This is a genomic window from Asticcacaulis sp. (assembly GCF_027484505.1).
Lineage (GTDB): Bacteria > Pseudomonadota > Alphaproteobacteria > Caulobacterales > Caulobacteraceae > Asticcacaulis.
Genome location: NZ_JAIXSV010000221.1, coordinates 1 through 20,807, shown reverse-complemented (window position 1 = coordinate 20,807; position 20,807 = coordinate 1). Strand labels below are relative to the sequence as shown.

Here is a 20,807-nt window from a genome sequence, read left to right as displayed (position 1 = left end):
GGCGCATTGTGATGAACGACAATGAAAAGAAACAACACGCTATGACTTCGTTCGCCCTGTTCGGCGGAGTCTTTCTGGGGCAAAAGCCCAAATCCGGGCCGGTGCAAAGCCGCCCGCAGGATTTCAGGCCCTTTGGCCGCAAGTAATACCGGCGTGACGCAAACCCAAAACGCAAAACCCTCCGCGATCACTCGCGGAGGGTTTTTTTCAGGCGTCTCAGGACGACTTAGTTCGAGGCGAGCTTCACGCCTGCCTTGGCTTCCGCAGCGGCCATGTTCGGCGACGCCTTGGTGATCTTGACCGACGGGTTGGAGCCGCCAGCGCCAAAGCGCGCGGTGCCTTCCACCCAGTACAGGCCGTCAGCGCCCAGGAAGTTATACTTGAATTCGATGGAGTAGGTGCCGGCGCGCACGTCACAGGCATTGACGTTGACCATCTGCTTGCCGGTGACGGGAACGACCTTCGACACAGCGGCCTTGGCCAGACCGGCGAGGGAGGAACCGGCTTCGGCCTGCTGGGCGTCATCGCACTCGGCGGCTTGGGCGGCACCCGTCATACCCAGAACGGCGACGGCGGCAATCATAAGGCTTTTCTTGATCATCTCTTTGTAGCTCCTTGAGTTTCTTCAGGATGACTACACTCTATCTGATAATGAATAATCTTAAGTTAAACAGGGCATTAGGAATTTTTTACGGAGATTAACTCCGTTATTTCAAACGCTTGAAATACAAGGGGGTAAATCTTAATGGCGCTTGGAAGCGAGAAAAAATAAGCAAAAAAATGAAAAAAGCCGCCGGACAGGTCCCGCCCGGCGGCGTGTATGTCTTAGTTCGAGGCCAGCTTGATACCGGCCTTGGCTTCAGCGGCGGCCAGGTTGGGGCTCAGGCGCTTCAGCTTCAGCTCGGTCACGGCCGCGCCATTGTACTTGGCCGTACCTTCGACCCAGTACAGGCCACCGGCGCCGAGGAAGTTGTATTTGAATTCTGCGGTAGCGTTCTTGCCGGCGGCGTCGCAGGTGTTGATGCTCACCATCTGCTTGCCTTCGACGGCAACGGCCTTGGCCACAGCGGCCGCGGTGGCGGCAGCGATCGCCTTACCGGCGGCGGCTTCCTGGGCTTCGTCACACTCGGCAAAGGCCGGAGCGGCAAGGGCGGTCAGGGCAAGGGCGGAAAAGATAACAGCTTTCACGGCGTAAAACTCTTTCTGAATCGGTACTGGGCATTCGGCCCACGGGGAGGAGGACGGGATGCGTTGTTGGGCGCGAGTTCAATATACCTATGAGTGTTTAATTGCCGGTGAATCTATTGTGCGCCGCGATAATTTTTTCACATCTGGATCATTATGTTTCAGGTAGAAACATAATGATCCAGCTTTTGTTTAGTCCCTCGCCGGGTGCGGGCTCCGCCACCTTGGCCGCCGCCTCAATGGCGGCTTGAGCGGAATGAGTCCAGTAGAAATCATTCCGCTCTAAAGTCGATTTTATGTGGCTGAACGCACAAAAAACCCCTCCGGAGGCTCCGGAGGGGTTTTCAATCTGAGAGGTCGGGCCGGTTTTAGGCGGCCGTCAGCTCGGACAGGAAGCGGCGGATATTCTCGCTCATGGCTTCCGTGCGTTGCGTCAGCTGACGCGCGGCACCCAGCATTTCGGTCGAGGCCTTTTCCGTATCGGCGGCCGAGGCCGACAGTTGCGAGACGGAGGTGGAGGCGGTGGTGGTGCCGTCCGAGGCTTCGTTGACGTTGCGGGCGATTTCGTTGGTCGCGTCGCCTTGCTGATGCACCGAGTCGGCGATGGACGAAGCGATTTCGTTCATGTGCTTGATGGTGGCGCCGATGCCGCGGATGGCCGAGACGCCGTTCTGGGCGGCGGTCTGGATGTCCTTGATACGCTCACGGATTTCGTCGGTGGCCTTGGCGGTTTGCTGAGCCAGCGACTTCACTTCCGAGGCCACGACCGCGAAGCCCTTACCGGCTTCACCGGCGCGCGCCGATTCGATGGTGGCGTTCAGCGCCAGCAGGTTGGTTTGCTGGGCGATGGCGTTGATGAGGTCAACCACTTCGCCAATCTGATCGGCGGCGCGGCTCAGTTCGACCATCGAGTCGTTGGTCTTGTCGGCTTCCGACACGGCTTCGGCAGCGATTTCCACCGAGCGGACGGCCTGATCACCGATGACGCCGATCGACGCCGACAGTTCGGTGGTCGCCGAGGCGACGTTTTGCACGTTGTCGGCCGAGTTGCGGATCGAGGAGACCGCCGATTGCGAGCGGCGCTCGTTTTCCTGCGCGATGGTGAGCAGGGTACGGCCGTTGGCGTCGAGGTCCGAAGCGGCGGCCGACAGGGCGTCCAGCATGTCCTGCGCTTCGTGACGGAAGCGTTCGGCCAGTTCCGACATCTGACGGGCGCGTTCTTCGCGGGTCTTCATCGTGGCGGCTTCGATTTCGGCGAGGCGCAGCTTTTCTTCGGCATTGGCCTTGAAGACATTGAGGCTATCGACGACCGACTTCAGTTCATCGCCACGCGCCAGCGATTGAATGTCCACATTCATATTGCCACGCGCCAGTTCTTCGGTGGTCTTGGCGATGCGGTTGATGCCGGTCACCGTGGCGCGCGAGAAGACGAAGGCGATACCGCAGGACAGGACGGCCATGACGGCGGCGAAGATTGTCAGCATGGAGATGCCGGCGGTCTGGGCCGTGCGGGCGGCTTCGGCGTCTGCCTTGGCCTGGGCGACCTGACCGGCGATGATCTTGTCCGAGATTTGCGACATCTTGGCGTAGCCTTCGTCGAACTGCGACATCAGCGGCGCGACGGAGGGGAAATCGACGGTCATGACCGAGCCGGCGAACTCGACGGCTTCCTTATAGGTCTTGACCTCCTTGCCGAGGTCTTCGAGGTCTTTCTTCTTGGTGGCGTCGGTGGTGGCGCCAGCCATCGCCTTGATGCTGGTTTCGATCTTGCCAAGGTCCTGCACGACCAGGGCGACCTTTTGATCGGCATTGGTACCAGCGCCCGACGCCTGATCGGTCATGGCGCGGAAGAGTTGCCCGTTGGCTTCCTTGATGGCCGACTTGATGTCGCCCATGGCCTGAACGGCCGGGAGGCTCTGGGTATTGATGGCTTCGATAGCCTTGCCCTGCGTGTTCATCACGGTCACCGCCCCGAAGGCCAGCGCGACGATCAGCGCGGTGGCAACGGCGGCCGGAGTCATGAACTTCAGCGTGAAGGACAGGTTGGAGATGCTCAGCTTGCCGCCGGCAGATTTCGACTTAGTCATTATGGCCCCTGACAATCTAGTGTCTGCTTTTCCGGTACGGCGTTTGCGGGGCCGCCCGGAGAAATGGTTTCTGGGGTCTCGGTGCGCGATCCAACTACAGGCACGACTCATCACGCTTCCGCAAACCCCGGATTGTCAGGCAGGGTGTCAGAACATAGTTGTTGAAACCCTAACATCCGTGTTTTTTTTCGTTGGACGGTAAAAGTAGGGTAACCTTAATAAAAACAGCGCCTAAGGGTAAGCTCAGGCGCTGTGGTGTCGTTTTTTCGTTTAGAAAATCGCCCGGTTACGGCTTGACCGGAGCCACTGTTTTCGCGGCCTGAGCGAGCGCCTGAGCGTCCTCGCCCTTGACTTGTGACGACAGGGCAATGGCCTTTACGGCGCTGTCCTTGCTGGCGTCCCGCAGATGAGTGAGGGCGTCAGAGGGCTTGGTATCCACCTGAGCCGCGGGCAGGGCGGTTGTCTCGGTCGTCTCTTTCGCCTGTTCCAGCGTCGGGGCCGCCGAAGGGCGGACCTGATCCGCCGCGGCCAGCATCTGAGCCCCACGGCTGGAGAACTGATAGAAGGCGTGATTGCCGATGGTGGCGGTGCGCTGCATCCGCACGGACCAGTCGGGCGAGATACCCAGAACGTGGAAATGGGTCGAAGCGCCGACCGACTTCATCACATAACCGTCCAGCGCGTCTTCGGCGACGGTCCGGGCGCGCTTCCACGCCCAGCTTTCGACGCGGTTGGACATGATGCCGTTGCAGGTGAAGCTGAACTGACAGCCTGTGCGCTTCACCGCGCCCTGATAGACCACGTTACAGATGGTCTTGGGGTAGGCGGGGTGACGCACGCGGTTCAGGATCACCTGAGCCACGGCGCGCTGACCGGAATCGGTTTCGCCGCGCGCTTCGTAATAGACGGCCTGAGTCAGGCAATCGAGGTCGGAGGCGGAGCGGTTCTTGAGATCAAAGGGCGAGGCCGGGGCCGTGCGCGACGGCGCGCGCATCAGACCCAGATCAAGGCTGGCTTTCAGCACCGGAGCTGAGGCGGCTTCGGCCTTGTGCGCGCGGGCCGGGCCGACCAGAGACGCAAACAGGTCGGTGCGCTGACGGTCCTGACGCAGACGCATCGTGGCCATCGGCGAGGTATAGGATTCGTGACGCATAACCAGCGCGATGGCGCGGCGGTCCAGATCGTCCTGAAGCGCGGCGACGCTCTTCTGGCCGTCCATGTGGCGCAGGCGATCCGCGCCATAGGAGTGATCATTCAGGCTCATCAGGCTTTCGGCCTGTTCGCGGATTTGCGCATCGCGCGTCAGCTTGCCGCCTAACCAGGCGGAGCCGAACGCAGCGGTCAGCATGAGGCTGGAGCCGCCCGCGGCGGTCAACAGGCGCATCTGACGGCGCGTAAGAGACAGGTTCAGACCCAAAGGTGTCTTGTCCTCAGTAACGAGAGCGCACCGCGCTCCCTGACAGAGGGCAACCCCACCATACATTCTTCTGAATGCATCAGGCCGTTTCACGAGACGCAAACGCAGCCTTCCGGGGGCGCCGGAGCCGACGAAGCACACAACCATGTGCCTATCGACGGCCCGTCTTATAGCCAGAAATGTGGCAAAAATGTGTTAAAGGGTCAATCGCGTAAAAGGAGCATCAGTTCAGAGGGGGTATATGTGAGAAAATTTCTCACGCAATGCCTATTTTTTATCAAGATGTGCACCGCAATGACTTTTTATTTTATGAAGTATTGGAGAGATAAGCTTGTCTACTGTTTTCTTGCGATATTCATGGAGGGGGCTTTCGGTTTCGCGATCATTACAATTTAACGAAGTTTACTCACGTGACGCAAAAGTGAAACTCAGGTGCTGGGCATGTATAGAACGTTGTTATTTTAAAATTGCGGTTTCAAGGCACTGGAATCCCGAATGAATCCGTCTCAGGTGGGGGAGTCACGAAAACTTGAAGCCCGCCAAACGGCCAATCTGGCCGTGGCGCGCAAAAGCCGCGGGTCACCCCTTTTCATTTTTTTGCAGGACGTTATGTTATGTTCATGAACCGTTCTCATCTCGCCCGCCTCATTTTCGAAGATGCCCGCCGTTACGCCGCTGATGTCGGCGCGCAGGACTTCCCGCCGACCCTGTGGTCGCCGCACCGGCCCGACCGGCCTGAAAAGTCGGAGGGCGGGCGGCGCTTCGTGCTGCGTTCGGCCTATGAACCGGCAGGGGATCAGCCGGCGGCGATTGCCGAACTGGTTGAAGGGGCCAATGCGGCTGAGCGCGATCAGGTCCTTCTGGGCGTTACCGGGTCGGGTAAGACCTTCACCATGGCCAAGGTGATCGAGGCGACGCAGCGTCCGGCGCTGATTCTGGCGCACAACAAGACGCTGGCGGCGCAGCTCTATAGTGAGTTTAAGGCCTTCTTTCCGGAAAACGCGGTCGAGTATTTCGTCTCCTACTACGACTACTACCAACCCGAAGCCTATGTGCCGCGCACCGACACCTATATAGAGAAGGACTCGTCGATCAACGAACAGATCGACCGTATGCGCCACGCGGCGACGCGCGCCATCCTTGAGCGCGATGATGTGATCGTGGTGGCCTCGGTGTCGTGCATCTACGGTATCGGTTCGGTCGAAACCTATACGGCCATGACGTTTGAGCTGAAGGTGGGGCAGACCATTGACGAGGCGCAGTTGCGCGCTGATCTCGTGGCGCTGCAATATAAGCGTAATGACGCGGCCTTTGAGCGCGGCACCTTCCGCCGCCGGGGCGACGTCATCGAAATCTTCCCGGCCCACTACGAAGACCGCGCCTGGCGGGTGTCCTTGTTCGGCGATGAGATCGAAGCCCTGACCGAGTTTGACCCGCTGACCGGTAAGAAGACGGCGGACCTGAAAGACCTCAAGGTCTATGCCGCCAGCCACTATGTCACGCCGCGCCCGACGCTGCGTCAGGCCATCGACCGTATCAAGGCTGAACTGAAACTGCGGCTGGATCAGCTTCATGCCGAGGGGAAACTGCTGGAGGCGCAACGCCTTGAGCAGCGCACCACCTTTGACCTTGAGATGATGGAGGCGACCGGGGCCTGCGCGGGTATCGAAAACTATTCGCGCTATCTGACCGGACGGGCGCCGGGTGAGCCGCCGCCGACCTTCTTTGAATACCTGCCGGAAAACGCGCTGCTGTTCGTCGATGAAAGCCACGTCACCGTGCCGCAGATCGGCGGCATGTATCGCGGCGACTTTGCACGTAAGTCGGTTCTGGCCGAATATGGCTTCCGCCTGCCGTCGTGCATGGATAACCGCCCGCTCAAGTTCGAGGAGTGGGAGGCGATGCGGCCGCAAACCGTCCACGTTTCGGCGACGCCCGGCAACTGGGAGATGGAGCAGACGGGTGGCGTGTTTACCGAACAGGTGATCCGCCCAACCGGCCTGATCGATCCGCCGGTCGAAATCCGCCCGGTTTCGACCGATGGCGCCAATCAGGTCGATGACGTGATTGCCGAGGTGCGTGAGGTCGCCAAGAACGGTTATCGCTCTCTGGTCACCGTGCTGACCAAGAAGATGGCCGAAAACCTGACCGAATATATGCACGAGCAGGGTATCCGGGTGCGTTATATGCACTCCGACATCGACACGCTGGAGCGTATCGAGATCATCCGCGACCTGCGGCTGGGGGCGTTTGATGTGCTGGTGGGGATCAACTTGCTGCGCGAAGGCCTAGATATCCCCGAATGTGGCTTTGTGGCCATACTTGATGCCGATAAGGAAGGCTTCCTGCGCTCGGAAACCTCGCTGATCCAGACCATCGGGCGGGCGGCGCGCAATGTCGAAGGCCGCGTCATCCTCTATGCCGACAAGATGACGGGCTCGATGGAACGGGCGCTGGCCGAAACCAGCCGTCGCCGCGAAAAGCAGATGGCTTATAATGCCGAACGCGGCATCACGCCGGAAAGCGTCAAGCGCGGTATTTCCGATATTCTGGATAGTCCGTATGAAAAGGCGGACCGTGTTCAGGTGCCGGTGGGTGTGGCGGCTAAGGACTCCAAGCCCTTCCTCGGTTCTAATTTTCAGGCAACGCTCAAGGACCTTGAGACGCGTATGCGCGAAGCCGCGGGCAATCTGGAGTTCGAAGAGGCGGCCCGCCTGCGTGATGAGATCAAGCGTCTCAAACTGCTGGATCTGGAGTTCGCCAAGGACATGATCGGGGACGGGGCGGCATAAATTTACCGCCAAAACGTATCGGGAGCGTTTCAATCCCGTACTGAGGCTTGTGTGTCACTCCCCTGTTACGAAAATGTGCCAGTTTGAAACGAAACCGGCTGGATTTTCGCGACGAAATGCCTCACTCTGTGGTCTGATACAACGGCCGGATGCGGTCAGCATCTTCGGCCGTTGGTATGACCTGTGCATAACCCTTGGTTGGGTCCCCGTCACGTTTCAATTTGGCTGTGTGACGACATTGCGGGGCGCATAGAGAAGAGGTTGGGGTGTGATATGCGTAGAACCAGATTGAATGTGGTGCCGCCCTCGACGAAGGGGGTCGCGATCGAAGCCGATATGATGGGGGGCGTGGGCGAACCGGCCCATGAGGTCATCAATGTCGTGCCAGTGCCGCTCAACACTGCCAACAGCCTGCAATCGCTTGTCGATGCGACGGTTTCGGCGCGCGAAAGTCGCACGCAGCGTGTGCGCCGTCTTCAGGAAGAGGCCAAGGCGCTGGCGCGTGAGCAGATTTCCGAGCTGGAAATCCTGATCGACGCGACGGCCAAGATGGCGCATGAAATCGCCGAAGGGGGCGAGGCCTATCCGGTGGGCGCGCGTGAACTGAGCCGCCGTCTGGCCGACGAATTGCCGCGCACGCTGCAAACCCTGCGTATCGTCACCAAAAAGAGCCTCTGAACCTGTATTTTACAGGCCCTGCGGCAATAAGGTGCATAATTCGACTCGCCTGTCTGGGGTTTTACGCTTACACCTGAGACTTCCGTTTCGGGACAGGGATGCACAGGACATGGCCGCGTATATAAAGTCAGGTGTGGCGCTCTCTTGTCTGGCTGTCGTCGCACTGATGGCCGCCTGTGGCAAGAAAGAACAGCCCCCCGCGCCTGAGACCACCCCGGCCCCGGCCTCTGTGGCGGCACCCCCGCCCAAACCGCAGGAGCCTCTGCCGGCACGTCAGCCCGGCCTGTGGGAGACGACGCTCAGCGAAGAGGGCTCGGAAAGTCAGGCGCAGACCATGCGCATCTGCCTCGACGCGGCTACCGAGAAGGAACTGGGCATTACCGGCACCGACCTCAATGGCAATCGCTGCCGCAACACGGCGGTCAGCCATCTGGAAGATGGCTCCTGGGGTATTCTGGCCGAATGCAATATGGGGTCAGGCGGCAAGATGGAGGTGTCGGGCAGCATCACCGGCGACTATACGCGCGACTATACCATGACCCTGCGGTCCCAGACGACGGGGGCGGCGCTGGCGCACATGAACCGCGTGGTCAATATGACGATCAAATCCAAGCGCCTCGGCCCGTGCAAGGCCGATCAGAAGCCCGGCGATGTGACCCTGCCCGGCGGCGACGTCAGCTTCAACCTGTTCGATATGGCCGGGCGTGAGCCGGGTAAGGCGAAGTAGGTTAGAGCGCTTTCCGAAAAGTGTGACGCACTTTTCGGATAAAAAAGCGCATTAAAGCAAAAATTTAGATCTTATTTCGATTCAATTTGAACGAAATAAGATCTAAACCAGCCAGCTTTTCGGATTGGGGATCGGGCGTTTGTGGAAGATGTGGTTGAAGCCCATCGTGCAGCGGCCGACGATCCACAGGAACAGGGCGAAGACGAGGATCAGCACGATACCGCCCAGCACCACGCTCGACATGACAGGTGAGGTCAGCAGCACCACCAGCGGCACAAAGGCCCCGATACCGACCCAGAAAGTCTTTTTCTGAAAGGCATAGTGCGTCTTCAGCCAGTCGGGGGCGTCGTCCTGAAACAGGTAGATTAGGGTGATGGCGATGACCCCGGAAATGCCACCGACGATCAGGAAAAACAGCAGCAGATAGTTGACGATGGGGATGATCGTCGTGTCGCTGAGTTTGGTGCGGGTGGCGGGCACAGTCATTTTAGATCCGGATCAAGTTCGGGTACCAGAACAAGCACGTCCGTCACGCCTATATCAAGCCCCATCTGCGACAAAAGCGTCGTAATCTGTCCGCGGTGGTGGGTTTGGTGGTTGAACACGTGGCTAAGGACCAGCCCCAGCGGCTTGGTATGGGCGTCGCCATTGACGCGGCGATAGGTTAGGGGGGTGTCGAAATCGGCGTCGCTCAGGCCCTCGATATAGCTCAGCCACAGGGCGTCCAGTTCCCGCCGCACCGGCGCGAAGGCACCCAGTTCGCTATAGAGGGCGTCATTGAGGCCCGTGGGTTGCGGCAGGGCCTTGGCGGCCGATAGCGCGGTGCCGGTCTTGTGGCCGCTCAAACGCCCCATCCACAGCAGGTCCGCCACGATCAGGTGATTGAGCGTCCCCCATACCGAACCGAAAAAGGCCCCCGTATTGGCGTGGAAATCGGCATGGGGATGCGCGGCCATCAGCTCCAGCAGTTTGGCATTCATCCACTGGTTATAGCGGGCCATCAGGCCCAGATGCGCCAGAGGACTCATTTACGCATCACCACTGTGCAGCCTGAGCGTTCGGCATCGGCCAGAGCTTCGGGCTTGGAGATGCGGATGCGCACCTCCTCGGCCTGCGGCAGGGCTAGCACGGCCTCAGCCAGATCTTCAGCCAGGGTTTCGACCAGCTTGATATGTCCGCGCGCAATGAGGTCACGCGCCAGATTGCCGACCATTTCGTAGTTCAGCGTGTCTTTCAGGCCCTTGATCGCGTGCAGGCCGATGCGGATATCGGCGTCGATGATCAGGGGTTGGGTGCGGCCGTGTTCGTAGTCATAGACGCCGATGGCGGCTTCGACCTTCAGGCCTTCGACAAAGACGTGGCGGCTGATCAGAGGCATGGGTCGCCCTTTCCCTGCCACGCCTGCGCCGGCAAGAGGTCGTTGATCGACAAATCGGCCCGATGGCACCAGTCGGCCAGACGCGGGCCGTGGCTGAGGTCTTCGGGCGTCAGGATGACCGTATTGGTCGGGGTTTCCTCGATTTCAAAGCGCACGCACTCAAAATCCGGCACCTGAGCAGCGAGTATGGCGTTCAGCTTGTGATAGAGGGCTAATGCTACGGCCTCCGTCGTCGGATCGCCCGGAATGATCAGCAAACGCGGCAGAAGATCGGGCTCATGTGCCTGAAAAAAGCCGATCAGCGGGTCATCGGCACCCAGTTGAAAGGCATGATCGAGCGCCTCATCGACAAAGCGGTGCCAGTCGCGCTTGAGCGCATCAAAGCTCTGGGCATAGTTGGATTGCCCCCACTTTACCGTGTCCGGCGATCGGGCCTTGAGTGTCACGCGCACGAATTCATTATGGCCATGCGGGGTCGCGCACTTCGACGAACGGTCGGCGCGCAACCGGTGAGCCATGGAAAAACGACGGGTGAACTGAATCTGCACGGACAGGGGCCTTTTCTTGAGCCGCAGCTAAAAGCGCAAAAGCCTGCGTGAGTCAAATCACGCGCAGTGTCTGCAAGTATTGGCCACGAAAAACACGAAAAACACGAACGCAATAAAGCGCGTAGCGCCCCTCAAGAGGGCAGACCTTTCGGGCGAGATCAGTGTTCGTGTTTTTCGTGTTTTTCGTGGCTAAAACCTGCGGCTAATCTTACCACGCGCCGATCTTGGCGTCCTGACGGTGGTGGTCCTCTTCGGCCAGCAGGCGGATGGCTTCCAGCGCCGCCATGCAGCCCATGCCGGCCGCCGTGACCGCCTGACGGTACACGTCGTCCGTCACATCGCCTGCCGCGAAGACGCCCTTGATGGCGGTCTTCGGTGTGCCGGGTTCGACCTTCAGATAACCACCGGAATTGGTTTCAAGCTGCCCCTGGAACAGTTGCGACGACGGCGCGTGGCCGATGGCGATAAACACCCCGTCGAGCGGCAGTTCGTGCGTATCGCCCGTATGGACGTTTTTCAGGCGCACGCCGGTGACGCTGGCCCCGCCGAATTCATTGGTTTCCCCCAGAATTTCGTCAATGGCCGAATTCCACACCGGCTGAATCTTCGGCTCGGCGTACATGCGCTCGGCCAGAATCTTTTCCGAGCGCACCGAGTCGCGGCGGTGGATCAGGTAAACCTTTGAGGCGAACTTGGTGAGGAACAGGGCCTCTTCGACCGCCGTATTGCCGCCGCCGACCACGGCCACCGTCTTGTTACGATAGAAGAAGCCGTCGCAGGTGGCGCAAGCCGACACGCCGAAGCCCTGATAGGTCTTTTCGGACTCAAGGCCCAGCCACTTGGCCTGAGCGCCGGTCGAGATGATGACGGTTTCAGCCAGATAGACGTTCCCGGCATCGGTTTCGAGGCGGAACGGACGCTGGCTGAGGTCAGCCTTGACCACGATGTCGGTGATGACCTCGGTGCCCATGTGCTCGGCCTGTGCCTTCATCTGATCCATCAGCCACGGGCCCTGAATGACCTCGGCAAAGCCCGGATAGTTTTCGACATCGGTGGTGATGGTGAGCTGACCACCGGTCTGCGGGCCGGTGAACACCACCGGATGCAGCAGGCCCCGCGCGGCATAGATGGCCGCTGTCCAGCCCGCCGGGCCGGAACCGATGATGGCGCAACGAACAGTACGGGGCGTGGTCATGGCAGATTCGATTCTATCTTGGGGTAAACTGGCCCCTTAGATAATGACCGGCCGCGGCCTTGTCATCCCTCCGTTAAGGGCTGTTAACGTTTTTCGTCGGGGTGCGTTTGATTATACAGCGCCAGTACCGCTTCGGCGGCGCGGTGCGTCTCGTTCAGCGGCGTATATTTCCACGTCCGCAGTTCGCCTGACCACGGGCGCGCGGCGCCATATTCCTGAAGGCCCTGATGGAAGCGCCCGAACTTGGCCCCTGCGCCGCGGGCATCCATGGGCAGGACGTGCACCGGCTTGCCCGTAGCGGCGGCTTCGGTGGCCATGTTCACCGAATCCTCGGTGACAAGGATGTGGTCGGCGGCGTTGAGGAAGGCAAAATAGGGATTGTCGCCGCTGCCATCGTAAATGATCCCGTCGAGGTCTTTCAGCCCCTCGGTCAGAATAGCGCGGGCGGCTTCGGGGGTGCGGCGCGACACGCTGAGCAGCAGGGTGGCCTTCTTGCCTTTGACGGCGGCGCGAATCTGCTGGACGAGGGTTTCGGCGCGCGCCGGCGATATGTCGTGGCTTTTGGAGCGCCCGCCGATCAGCGCCGCGATAAACGGGCCGCTGAACTTCGACAGATGCTCGGCCCAGGGGGCGGCTTCACGGCTGAGACGTTCCGGCGTGACGCGATGGGTTGAGCCCAGAAGCGGCAGCACATTGTCGCCCTTCACCTCATCGTGCTTCGGTGCAATGACCATGTCGAAGCGGCCTGATGCCACGCGTGGGTCCTGAAGCTGCACCACCAGAGTCTTGCCCTGAGAGCGACGGCGCATGCGCAGCGAATGGGGCAGGGTGGCGCGCCCGGCGGCGATCCAGATGTCGGGATAGGGCGGACCGATGAGGTCGGAATCGCGCTTCAGCATCACATCGGGCCACAGGCGCAGTGCCGTGGGCCAGCGGTCGAACAGACGGCGATAGCGGATGTGACGCACGACGATCTGGGTCGGGGTGAGGGCGGCTATGGCTTCGGCCAGCCCCAGCACCTGATTGTGGATGCCGGCGCGACCATCCGACACCGCCCAGACGATCAGCGGGCGGTCCGAGGGAATCCTCAGCGACTCTTCGGTAGTGACGGGCGGAGTTAACACGCTTCAATCCCAAGATGCGGAGACGGAAAGAGCCCCCACCACCGCATCTCACCTGCCGGATGGCAGGCTCGTGCGGTCCCATCGCTGGCGAAAGTTGTACTTTCGCTGGCGCTAAACCCCAACAAGCTGGGGAGGTATGAAAAAAGCCAAAGACTTGCGACGGGCCGCTCTGCAGGCGGCGAGCCCGAGCAAGTCTTTGACCTTAATTGAGTGCCATCACCCGGCAGGCGTAGCCTGTCGGGTGATGAGAGCTAGATCCACTCGACCTTGAGGATTTCATAGGCCTTGACGCCGGCTGGGGTGTTGACCTCCACCACATCGCCCACTTCCTTGCCGATCATGGCGCGCGACAGGGGCGAGCTGAGCGAGATACGGCCCGCCTTGACGTCGGCTTCGTGTTCGCCGACGACCTGATAGCGGCCTTCTTCCTCAGTGTCCTCATCGACCACGGTGACGGTCGCGCCAAACTTGATCTGGTTCCCCGACAGCTTCGAAACGTCGATCACCTGGGCGCGGCTGATCTTGTCCTCGATCTCGGCGATCTGACCTTCGATCCAGCCCTGACGTTCCTTGGCCGCGTGATATTCGGCGTTTTCCGACAGGTCGCCGTGCGAACGCGCTTCGGCAATCGCCGCGATAACGGCGGGACGTTCCACCGACTTCAAACGCTTGAGTTCGTCGTCAAGGCTTTGGTAGCCCGCGACGGTCATCGGCACTTTTTCCATGTGCGATTGTTTCTGAAACGCCCTGAGTGAAAGACAATAGAGCCGACGACGGTCGAGGGCGCCTGCGACCGGCCGGAAAACCTGTGTTGGAACTTAAGCCGCGCGCCGGACGCTATTTCGGAGCACCCTTGCAGGACGGGGCACGCTTCATAGCGCAAAACGCGCGAAAAAACAAATCTTGTTTCATACCAGGCGTCATTGAAAATGACGCCTGGTATTCGTTTCGCGAATGTCTCATGCCCGTGGTGCAGGTGAGACGTTCGCGAGGTCTCAACGGCCGGATGCGTTCAGCATCTTCGGCCGTTGCTGTCAAATAGGCACTCAAGAGGCGGTAAACAGCCCCAGTTGTGAAATTTTCAGTCGCTTCATACCCTGCGGGACCGGCTCTGCCGGGGGCGCCTGATCTTTGATGACAAACCGCACCTGTAGTGGTCCCTGCGTACCTGAGGTCGCCGTGAGAGGTACAGTGATCGCTTTGACCTTTTTTGACATTTCATAATCCTGAACCGCCTGTCCATTGATCAGTACCGTCACGCGTGCCGGGCGGGCGGTATTCAGGGTAAACCGCAGTTCTGAGCCGGGGGCAATTTTCGCGGAGTCGGGAAGGGTCAGACTGGCTTCGGCACCGCGGGTCCAGACACCGCCTTCCTCACCCAGAGCCCAGTCGCCATCCAGCAGGCAGGCAGCGGGCTTGTCGCGCGCCACAGGCTGCATGACGTTTTGCGGGAAGGGATGCGGGGCCGGGACGCGCCCAATCGAGGCATCCGCCCGGACGGGTGGCAGGAACCAGATGCCGTCAAGCTCTCGCAACTGCCCCCTCAGCGAAGGGTGCGGCAGGCAGGGATTGATATACACATAGAGCTGGTCCGGATGTCGCGCGCCCTGCAAAAAGCGCTGGTAATCCGAAAACTCCAGAGCTTCCTGTTTGGGGTTCGGGCGTGCAGCGTACATGGTATTGATGGGCACCTTTGCTGAAACGGCGCGATAGGTCATTTCATAGAAGACAGGTTGATTGGCCAGGGCATTGGGGGGGACGAAATTGACCTGCGAACTGGCGGCGATCAGTTGTGTCCACTGTGGACTTTGGGCGACCTTGACAACGGCGCGATCCGAGGCGCGCGCGGTCAGACTCTTGACATGGCTGGAGAAGGCGCCGAGGTCCATAAGCTGAAGCCCGACGACTACCCCCAGAAGCAGGTTCCGCTTCGGGGCGCGATAGATGACCAGCAGGCTCAGGAATACCAGCGTGTAAGCAACCGGCCAGAACAGACGTCCGGACGCGCGGATCACGCCCGCCACGGAGAGGGCGGCCTCCGGCAAGGGGATGTCGATCAGGGTCTTGCCGAAAATCTGGATCTTGGTCGAGATGGCCAGGATGGTAAGTAAGATCAGCACCCATTTGAGTCCACGCGCCCGCTCGAAGGCCTGAGTGGTCACATTACGCGTATCACGCTCGTCGCTTGCCGCCTCTGGCTCTGGTTGCGGCTGAGGGCCCAACTTGCGTGACCGGCGCGACAACCACCACGCGGCCCCGATCAGTACCAGTACGCCTGCCCCCAGATACTGGAAGCCCTCAAAGGCCTGACGGGGTTCCTGCTTCGGCAAAAAAGACAGGAAGGACGGCAGGCCTGACGGATTGAACGGCCCGTCCAGCCCCATGGAATAGATGCCGAAGCCATCGCCCGCCGGGCTGGTTCCGGAAAACGCGCCCCCGGCCCACAGCGCGATCAGACACAGTGTGGCACTGATCCCGGCGGCACCGACCAATGCGATCAGGGCCTTCGGGTCGCGCGTGCGGCGTATAGCCTGTAAGGCCTGCCACTGATCGGCGGCCCAGATAAACAGGCACATGATCAGCAGATAGGGGTGAATCAGCGAGGCCAGGGTCAGATTGGCGGCCCAGCCTATGGCTTTGCGGCGCGGCGTCTCAACGACGAAGAAGATGTATAACGACAATAGGATCAGCCAGTGCGCAAACAGCGTGTCGTGCCCGATGCGGTTATACAGCGTGGGCAGCAGGCACAGAAGCAGGGCACCGCCCAGAGCGCTCCAGGCCGTCGGTGCGTAGCGTTCCATCAGACGCAGGGCAAGCACGTACTGCAAACACAGGCACAGCAGGAACCACAGCCCAATGAACTGAAAATTCGCTGGCAAAAGCGGGCTGATCAGCTTCAGAGGCAGCGAAAAGAGCGGGTTGGAGTCGGTGTAAAGCACACTCAGACCGGTGGGGTGCGCCAGCAAGTCCTGATGGTTGAAGCCATCTGCCCCGTTACGATAGGCGTGCCAGCCGAGAAAATGCTGCGCCCAGTCGCCGTGCATCACCCAGCCGATATTGGTTGGGTCCACAATAGCCGGGTTAAAAAAGGCCAGAAACAGCAGAACGGGCGCGCCAAACAGTGCCAAACGATAATGGGTGCTTTGTGTCGTTTCTGGCATGTGCCTCTCTCGGTCTGTCAACGGGAGGCCATTGCACGCTTAGCAACGCACGTAATGTCCTGTCACTCCGGACATGACCGCCCCCTCGGCAGCTCTGACATTAAAGACAGGCTATTCTTAAAACAAGCGCTGCAGTGCAAAAAAAGCCCGACCGAAGCCGGGCTTTCAAAGAGACGATTAGGGTTTCTGAGGGGCCTGCTGGCCAGCGGTGACGCCGGCCGGTTGTGCTTTGACCGCAGCTTGGGCTTCGGCGATTTTGGCTTTCTTCTCCGCCTCTTCCTTCTCACGCACAGCGGCGTCTTCGATCGTCAGGCGGAACAGCTTCATGCCCCACTGGCGTTCATCGTCGCCCTGCCCCAGCTCCTTGAGCGACAGCGGGTCGCGCACGATGAAGGATACCTTCATGTCGGGGCGGTTGAACACCGACGGTGGCAGCGGAATGTCCTGATAGGAGCGGATTTTTTCCAGATCCATCGTGGCGCGCTTGCGGCCATTGATCAGCACATCGACCGTCATCGGGCGGAAGAAGCTCTTGGCCACCAGCCGGATCGACGGCTTGACCGGGCGTTCGCCGCTTTCGAACTGCACCTCCTGAATGGGGATGACCAGCTCAGAACGTTTGCCCAGCGTCCACGCCCCGTCGGCTTCAGGGGCCGCCCAGTTTTTGTCGAGCAGGCACGAGCCCTGATTGAGATAGCCAAAGCCCATGCGCGCCTTGATCGGCTTCCATTCGGGCAGGGCCAGCGGCAGATTACGCATCGACTGCGGCGGGATGATCCACACGCCATCCACCTCACGCATCAGCGGCTGAAGATTGGCCGGGGCGATGCACTGGTTGAGGAAGACGTAGAGGTTGTCGTTATTGATATTGCCGTTGAGATAGGCTTCGCGGCCTTTCAGCTCGATGGCGCGCTGCTCATAGTTTTCGCGCGCCATATACATGGTGTTGACGTAGCGCTGCTTCGACACGGCGCGCCAGGCGATTTCATAGAACAGCTTGTCGTTCAGGTGCACCTGCGCCGGATAGAAGTCCACGCCCTTCGCGCCGGAAATCAGCTTGTCCCAGATGGGGTCCGGGGCCTGATCGAAGATGACCGGGCTGGTGGCCAGTTCGGTCTGTTTGCGCATGGCGGCGATAAAGCCCTGAAGGTCGATCAGTTGCACAATGATGACCAGCGGCAGAGCCACCTTCATCACCTTGGGCCGCGACTTATAGACGATGACCAGCGCGATCAGGATCAGGGTATAGGCGATGGGCCAGAAGAAGCGGCCGGAGGCGCGCAGAACGGCCAGCTTATCCAGCAGGTACTTCGGCAGCGGCAGCTTGAACAGCACGATGTCGTAGAACTGCACGTGGTGCGAAACGGCGATGACGAACAGGCAGATAAACGGAATGATCAGCGGCTTGGCGCTGTCGATAAAGGGCCGCGCCTGACGGGCCGAGAAGGTGATCTGATAGAGCAGAAGTGCCCCCAGCAGCAGGCCCAGAATACCGAGGCCCATATACTGATAGCCTTCGAAATACTGCCCCATATCCTGCGGGTGGGCCTTGATGAAGAAGGAGAAGTCGGGCTGCACGGGGTTGAAAGGCGCATCCAGCCCCATCGAGTAGAAGCCGAAGCCGCGCGCCTGCGCCGATGAGCCCGAATAGGCTCCTGAGATGCCAAGCGTGATAAACGGGCAGATGAACACCAAAGCCGCGTCGCGCAGGATCAGCAGGACCCGCTTGCGGTCCATGGCCTTCGCCGCCGGCACGAAGATGCGCAGCACGTCTGCGCCCCAGACGGCTGCCATCATGAACAGCATGTAGGGGTGCAGGAATCCGGTCAGGCCCAGCGCCGTCGCGTACCAGATGTTCTTTTTGCGCTCATCCTTGACGTTGAAGAAGATCCATAGCGTCCACAGGATAAGAAAGTGCGCCACCAGCGTGTCATGGCGCATCCGGTAATAGAGGGCCGGCAGCAGCGACATGATGATCGCCCCGGCCAGAGCCGACCACGGCCCCGGCGCGTGCGGACGCACCAGCTTCCACGCAAAGAAGAACTGCATCACTACGCACAGCAGGAACCACGGCCCGATGAATTGGAAATTATCGGGTAGAAGCGGGCTGAGCGCCTTGAAGATAAAGGAAAAGAACGGATTGGAGTCCGTATAGATAATACTCACCCCCGTCGGCCAAGCCAGCAGGTTCTGATAGTTGAACGGCCACGCCCACGGCACGTTGCGGAAGGCGTGCCAGCCCAGCACGTGCTGCCCCCAGTCCTCGTCCAGCAGCCAGCCGATGCGGGTCGGGTCGAGGATCTCGATATGGAAGAACAGGCTGAACAGCAGGAACGGCATCGCTACGATCAGCAGACGACGGGCCCAGGTCACAACATGCGGCAGGTACGACGGGATACGAATGGGAGGGCTCTATCGAAAAAGACGAGGATAGGGTCAGTTCTGATGCGGCGCATCATAGCGAAAACGCCGCACATCACAAGTTGCGTGATCAAGCCCTAAAAATAGGCAAATTTCGGGCGCGATCCCGCAAAATTGTTTCTGTTATCTGTCGTACACCGATGCGTGTCCGATTGACAGGAGGGCGTTCCGGTCGTTTCCTAACACGCGGGAGGATATTGGCCATGACTGTGAACCGGAGTTGGCGTTTGCCGCTGATGGCGGCGGGGATTGTGGTGTTGCTGACGGCCTGTGCGACGCAGGGGGCGGCCCCCGAACCGTCCGTGCCGGGCTTCTGGATGGGACTGATCCACGGGGCCATCGCGCCCTTTGCCCTGATCGGCCATATTTTCGATCACAGCATCCGCATCTATGCCGTGCCTAATTCGGGCGGCTGGTACGATTTCGGCTTCTTGCTGGGCCTGTCCTTTATCTGGGGCGGCGGCAGTGCCGGGGCCGCCCGTCGCCGAAGCAAGGCCGACTAAAGATCAGCGGTTTTGCGGAAAATCATTTTGCGAAACGGGCGGCAGTGCGAAAAATAAGAAAGATTTTCTTGACTTTCGGGGGGATCATCTTTCTTGAAGAGGACCCGTCATGCCCGCTGACCTGCCCCCGGCTATGCCCCTATCGCCCGCTGAGATCGACGTCCTGTCGCAGCGCCTGCCGCTCTGGACGCGCGAGGCGGAGGATAAGGCCATAGAGCGCCATCTGCGCTTTGCCGATTTTACGGCGGCGTTTGGCTTTATGAACGCGGTGGCTCAGTCCGCGGAGCGGCTGGACCATCATCCGGAATGGTCCAATGTCTATAATCGCGTGTCGATCCGCCTGACCACCCACGACACGGGCGGGCTCAGTGATCGCGATGTCGCACTGGCCGAAGCGATAGACGCCGCTGCCACCCGGTTTAACGCGGTCTGAGGAGGGTAAGGGATGGATACGCAAACACACCCCGCGCGTCACGGTATTGTCGGTGGCTATGTGCCTGACCGTTCCGACTGGACCATCCCGCAAAACTGGGACGCCTATACGGCGAGCGAGCACGCCACCTGGCGCACCCTGTTCGAGCGGCAGATGCAGACCATTCGCGGTCGCGCCTGCGCCGAATATATGGATGGCCTGAGCCAGTTGCCGATCACAGCAGAGGCTATTCCCGATTTCGACGCCCTGAGCGAGGTTCTCTACCGCCGTACCGGCTGGACGGTGGTGGCCGTGCCCGGCATGGTCCCCAATGACGTCTTTTTCGACCATCTGGCCAACCGGCGCTTCCCGGCGGGGCAGTTTATCCGCGACGGGCGTGAACTGGATTATCTGGTCGAGCCGGATGTGTTCCACGACCTGTTCGGCCATGTGCCGATGATGATGAACCCGGTCATGGCCGACTTCATGCAGGCCTATGGCGAAGGCGGTTTGCGCGCCGAAAAGCTGGGCGTGCTCGACCGGCTGGCGCGGCTCTACTGGTACACGGTGGAGTTCGGGCTGGTCGAAGAGGGCGGTGGCGTGCGCATCTTTGGCGCCGGCATATTGTCGTCCTTTACCGAGACGCAGTTTGCGCTGGAAAGCCCGTCCCCCAACCGCATCGGCTTCGATCTGGAGCGCGTCATGCGCACCGTCTATCGCATCGACGATTTTCAGGAGGGCTATTTCGTCCTGCCGTCGATAGGTACGCTTCTGGGGCTGGCGCAAAAGGATTTCGGGCCGATCTATGAGGCGCTGGCCGGGCTGCCCGACCTGACGCCGGGCGGCATCGAAGCCACCGACCGCGTATTTCATCGGGGCACGGGGGACTATCATCGGTAAAGCCTCCCCCGAGGATCAGGGGAGGCGTCTCTCCGTTCGGTAAGCGCTCTATTTCCGCTGATCGGCGGACTTATCGCGGGCGGTTTTGAACTCTGAGGTGGCGCCCCATTGCGGCCAGTCCCCCGCATCGGCCAGCTTCGCCCCGATCTGGTAATAGAGGGTCACGTCCTCGACCATGCCCGCCATGTCCCAGTCCGCCGACCATTCGTCGTCGGCCTGATGGTAGCGCTTATCGCGGTAGTCGGCTTCCTTGGCCGTGCCCGCCTCGATGCCGCCCTT

20 protein-coding genes and 1 pseudogene are annotated in these 20,807 nt (G+C 60.3%); 7 read left to right on the top strand and 14 right to left on the bottom strand.

Features of this window, described 5'->3' with window-relative positions:
* The first annotated feature begins 8 nt into the window (after window positions 1–8).
* The gene (locus Q0072_RS13255) at window positions 9–146 is read left to right on the top strand and encodes a hypothetical protein (RefSeq protein WP_172961088.1); all 138 of its coding nucleotides are present in this window, start codon (window positions 9–11) and stop codon (window positions 144–146) included.
* 80 nt (window positions 147–226) lie between these two features.
* On the opposite strand, the gene Q0072_RS13250 is transcribed toward Q0072_RS13255, so the two are convergent.
* The 4 genes from Q0072_RS13250 to Q0072_RS13235 form a co-directional block, all read right to left on the bottom strand.
* A complete protein-coding gene (locus Q0072_RS13250) occupies window positions 227–601 on the bottom strand; it encodes a hypothetical protein (protein WP_298330971.1) in 375 nt (124 codons plus the stop codon).
* Window positions 602–825: 224 nt separating this feature from the next.
* Window positions 826–1,188: a hypothetical protein gene (locus tag Q0072_RS13245; protein WP_298330969.1), complete on the bottom strand. Its 363-nt coding sequence runs from the start codon at window positions 1,186–1,188 to the stop codon at window positions 826–828.
* A gap of 365 nt (window positions 1,189–1,553) precedes the next feature.
* Entirely contained in the window at window positions 1,554–3,272 is a 1,719-nt protein-coding gene (locus Q0072_RS13240) for a methyl-accepting chemotaxis protein (protein ID WP_298330967.1), read from the bottom strand.
* 286 nt (window positions 3,273–3,558) lie between these two features.
* Window positions 3,559–4,689, bottom strand: coding sequence for a cell wall hydrolase (locus Q0072_RS13235; protein ID WP_298330965.1), 1,131 nt, complete (start codon window positions 4,687–4,689; stop codon window positions 3,559–3,561).
* A 620-nt stretch (window positions 4,690–5,309) separates the two neighbouring features.
* Here Q0072_RS13235 and uvrB point away from each other — a divergent pair.
* The 3 genes from uvrB to Q0072_RS13220 all read left to right on the top strand — a co-directional run bounded on the left by uvrB (window position 5,310) and on the right by Q0072_RS13220 (window position 8,886).
* Window positions 5,310–7,481, top strand: a complete 2,172-nt coding sequence (uvrB, locus tag Q0072_RS13230; protein WP_298330963.1) for an excinuclease ABC subunit UvrB — start codon at window positions 5,310–5,312, stop codon at window positions 7,479–7,481.
* Between the two features lie 273 nt (window positions 7,482–7,754).
* Window positions 7,755–8,159, top strand: a complete 405-nt coding sequence (locus tag Q0072_RS13225; RefSeq protein ID WP_298330961.1) for a hypothetical protein — start codon at window positions 7,755–7,757, stop codon at window positions 8,157–8,159.
* A 109-nt stretch (window positions 8,160–8,268) separates the two neighbouring features.
* The gene (locus Q0072_RS13220; RefSeq protein WP_298330959.1) at window positions 8,269–8,886 is read left to right on the top strand and encodes a DUF3617 family protein; all 618 of its coding nucleotides are present in this window, start codon (window positions 8,269–8,271) and stop codon (window positions 8,884–8,886) included.
* 102 nt (window positions 8,887–8,988) lie between these two features.
* Here Q0072_RS13220 and Q0072_RS13215 read toward each other — a convergent pair whose 3' ends face one another.
* From Q0072_RS13215 to Q0072_RS13175, 9 genes are all read right to left on the bottom strand, one after another.
* Window positions 8,989–9,372 carry a hypothetical protein gene (locus Q0072_RS13215; RefSeq protein WP_298330957.1) on the bottom strand — a complete coding sequence of 128 codons (384 nt, stop codon included), beginning with the start codon at window positions 9,370–9,372 and terminating at the stop codon, window positions 8,989–8,991.
* Entirely contained in the window at window positions 9,369–9,914 is a 546-nt protein-coding gene (locus tag Q0072_RS13210) for a DinB family protein (protein ID WP_298330955.1), read from the bottom strand. The genes Q0072_RS13215 and Q0072_RS13210 overlap by 4 nt, the downstream gene beginning before the upstream one ends.
* Entirely contained in the window at window positions 9,911–10,264 is a 354-nt protein-coding gene (gene folB, locus Q0072_RS13205) for a dihydroneopterin aldolase (RefSeq protein WP_298330953.1), read from the bottom strand. Before folB ends, Q0072_RS13210 begins: the two co-directional genes overlap by 4 nt.
* Window positions 10,255–10,812: a 6-carboxytetrahydropterin synthase gene (locus tag Q0072_RS13200; RefSeq protein WP_298330952.1), complete on the bottom strand. Its 558-nt coding sequence runs from the start codon at window positions 10,810–10,812 to the stop codon at window positions 10,255–10,257. The genes folB and Q0072_RS13200 overlap by 10 nt, the downstream gene beginning before the upstream one ends.
* Window positions 10,813–11,020: 208 nt before the next feature.
* Entirely contained in the window at window positions 11,021–12,007 is a 987-nt protein-coding gene (gene trxB, locus Q0072_RS13195; protein WP_298330950.1) for a thioredoxin-disulfide reductase, read from the bottom strand.
* Between the two features lie 83 nt (window positions 12,008–12,090).
* Window positions 12,091–13,131 carry a mitochondrial fission ELM1 family protein gene (locus Q0072_RS13190; protein WP_298330948.1) on the bottom strand — a complete coding sequence of 347 codons (1,041 nt, stop codon included), beginning with the start codon at window positions 13,129–13,131 and terminating at the stop codon, window positions 12,091–12,093.
* 251 nt (window positions 13,132–13,382) lie between these two features.
* Window positions 13,383–13,856 carry a transcription elongation factor GreA gene (gene greA / locus Q0072_RS13185; RefSeq protein WP_041658489.1) on the bottom strand — a complete coding sequence of 158 codons (474 nt, stop codon included), beginning with the start codon at window positions 13,854–13,856 and terminating at the stop codon, window positions 13,383–13,385.
* Between the two features lie 321 nt (window positions 13,857–14,177).
* Complete coding sequence (locus Q0072_RS13180; protein ID WP_298330946.1) at window positions 14,178–16,292, bottom strand: DUF6311 domain-containing protein; 2,115 nt, start codon at window positions 16,290–16,292, stop codon at window positions 14,178–14,180.
* A gap of 177 nt (window positions 16,293–16,469) precedes the next feature.
* Window positions 16,470–18,665, bottom strand: a complete 2,196-nt coding sequence (locus Q0072_RS13175; RefSeq protein ID WP_298330944.1) for a DUF6311 domain-containing protein — start codon at window positions 18,663–18,665, stop codon at window positions 16,470–16,472.
* Window positions 18,666–18,916: 251 nt separating this feature from the next.
* On the opposite strand from Q0072_RS13175, the gene Q0072_RS13170 reads away from it, so the two are divergent.
* The 3 genes from Q0072_RS13170 (at window position 18,917) to phhA (ending at window position 20,528) form a co-directional block, all read left to right on the top strand.
* Entirely contained in the window at window positions 18,917–19,216 is a 300-nt protein-coding gene (locus Q0072_RS13170; protein WP_298330942.1) for a hypothetical protein, read from the top strand.
* 109 nt (window positions 19,217–19,325) lie between these two features.
* Window positions 19,326–19,649, top strand: coding sequence for a 4a-hydroxytetrahydrobiopterin dehydratase (locus tag Q0072_RS13165; RefSeq protein ID WP_366941811.1), 324 nt, complete (start codon window positions 19,326–19,328; stop codon window positions 19,647–19,649).
* Between the two features lie 12 nt (window positions 19,650–19,661).
* The gene (gene phhA / locus Q0072_RS13160) at window positions 19,662–20,528 is read left to right on the top strand and encodes a phenylalanine 4-monooxygenase (protein ID WP_298330940.1); all 867 of its coding nucleotides are present in this window, start codon (window positions 19,662–19,664) and stop codon (window positions 20,526–20,528) included.
* 48 nt (window positions 20,529–20,576) lie between these two features.
* Here the strand turns inward: phhA and Q0072_RS13155 are convergent.
* A pseudogene (locus tag Q0072_RS13155) lies at window positions 20,577–20,807 on the bottom strand (peptidase M20); the annotation flags it as partial.

Excerpts from the sequence above, each read along its gene's own strand:
- Q0072_RS13250 (WP_298330971.1), bottom strand. The coding sequence starts at position 601 with ATGATCAAGAAAAGCCTTATGATTGCCGCCGTCGCCGTTCTGGGTATG.
- Q0072_RS13240 (WP_298330967.1), bottom strand. The coding sequence starts at position 3,272 with ATGACTAAGTCGAAATCTGCCGGCGGCAAGCTGAGCATCTCCAACCTG.
- uvrB (WP_298330963.1), top strand. The coding sequence starts at position 5,310 with ATGAACCGTTCTCATCTCGCCCGCCTCATTTTCGAAGATGCCCGCCGT.
- Q0072_RS13225 (WP_298330961.1), top strand. The coding sequence starts at position 7,755 with ATGCGTAGAACCAGATTGAATGTGGTGCCGCCCTCGACGAAGGGGGTC.
- Q0072_RS13220 (WP_298330959.1), top strand. The coding sequence starts at position 8,269 with ATGGCCGCGTATATAAAGTCAGGTGTGGCGCTCTCTTGTCTGGCTGTC.
- Q0072_RS13215 (WP_298330957.1), bottom strand. The coding sequence starts at position 9,372 with ATGACTGTGCCCGCCACCCGCACCAAACTCAGCGACACGACGATCATC.
- Q0072_RS13210 (WP_298330955.1), bottom strand. The coding sequence starts at position 9,914 with ATGAGTCCTCTGGCGCATCTGGGCCTGATGGCCCGCTATAACCAGTGG.
- folB (WP_298330953.1), bottom strand. The coding sequence starts at position 10,264 with ATGCCTCTGATCAGCCGCCACGTCTTTGTCGAAGGCCTGAAGGTCGAA.
- trxB (WP_298330950.1), bottom strand. The coding sequence starts at position 12,007 with ATGACCACGCCCCGTACTGTTCGTTGCGCCATCATCGGTTCCGGCCCG.
- greA (WP_041658489.1), bottom strand. The coding sequence starts at position 13,856 with ATGGAAAAAGTGCCGATGACCGTCGCGGGCTACCAAAGCCTTGACGAC.
- Q0072_RS13180 (WP_298330946.1), bottom strand. The coding sequence starts at position 16,292 with ATGCCAGAAACGACACAAAGCACCCATTATCGTTTGGCACTGTTTGGC.
- Q0072_RS13170 (WP_298330942.1), top strand. The coding sequence starts at position 18,917 with ATGACTGTGAACCGGAGTTGGCGTTTGCCGCTGATGGCGGCGGGGATT.
- Q0072_RS13165 (WP_366941811.1), top strand. The coding sequence starts at position 19,326 with ATGCCCGCTGACCTGCCCCCGGCTATGCCCCTATCGCCCGCTGAGATC.
- phhA (WP_298330940.1), top strand. The coding sequence starts at position 19,662 with ATGGATACGCAAACACACCCCGCGCGTCACGGTATTGTCGGTGGCTAT.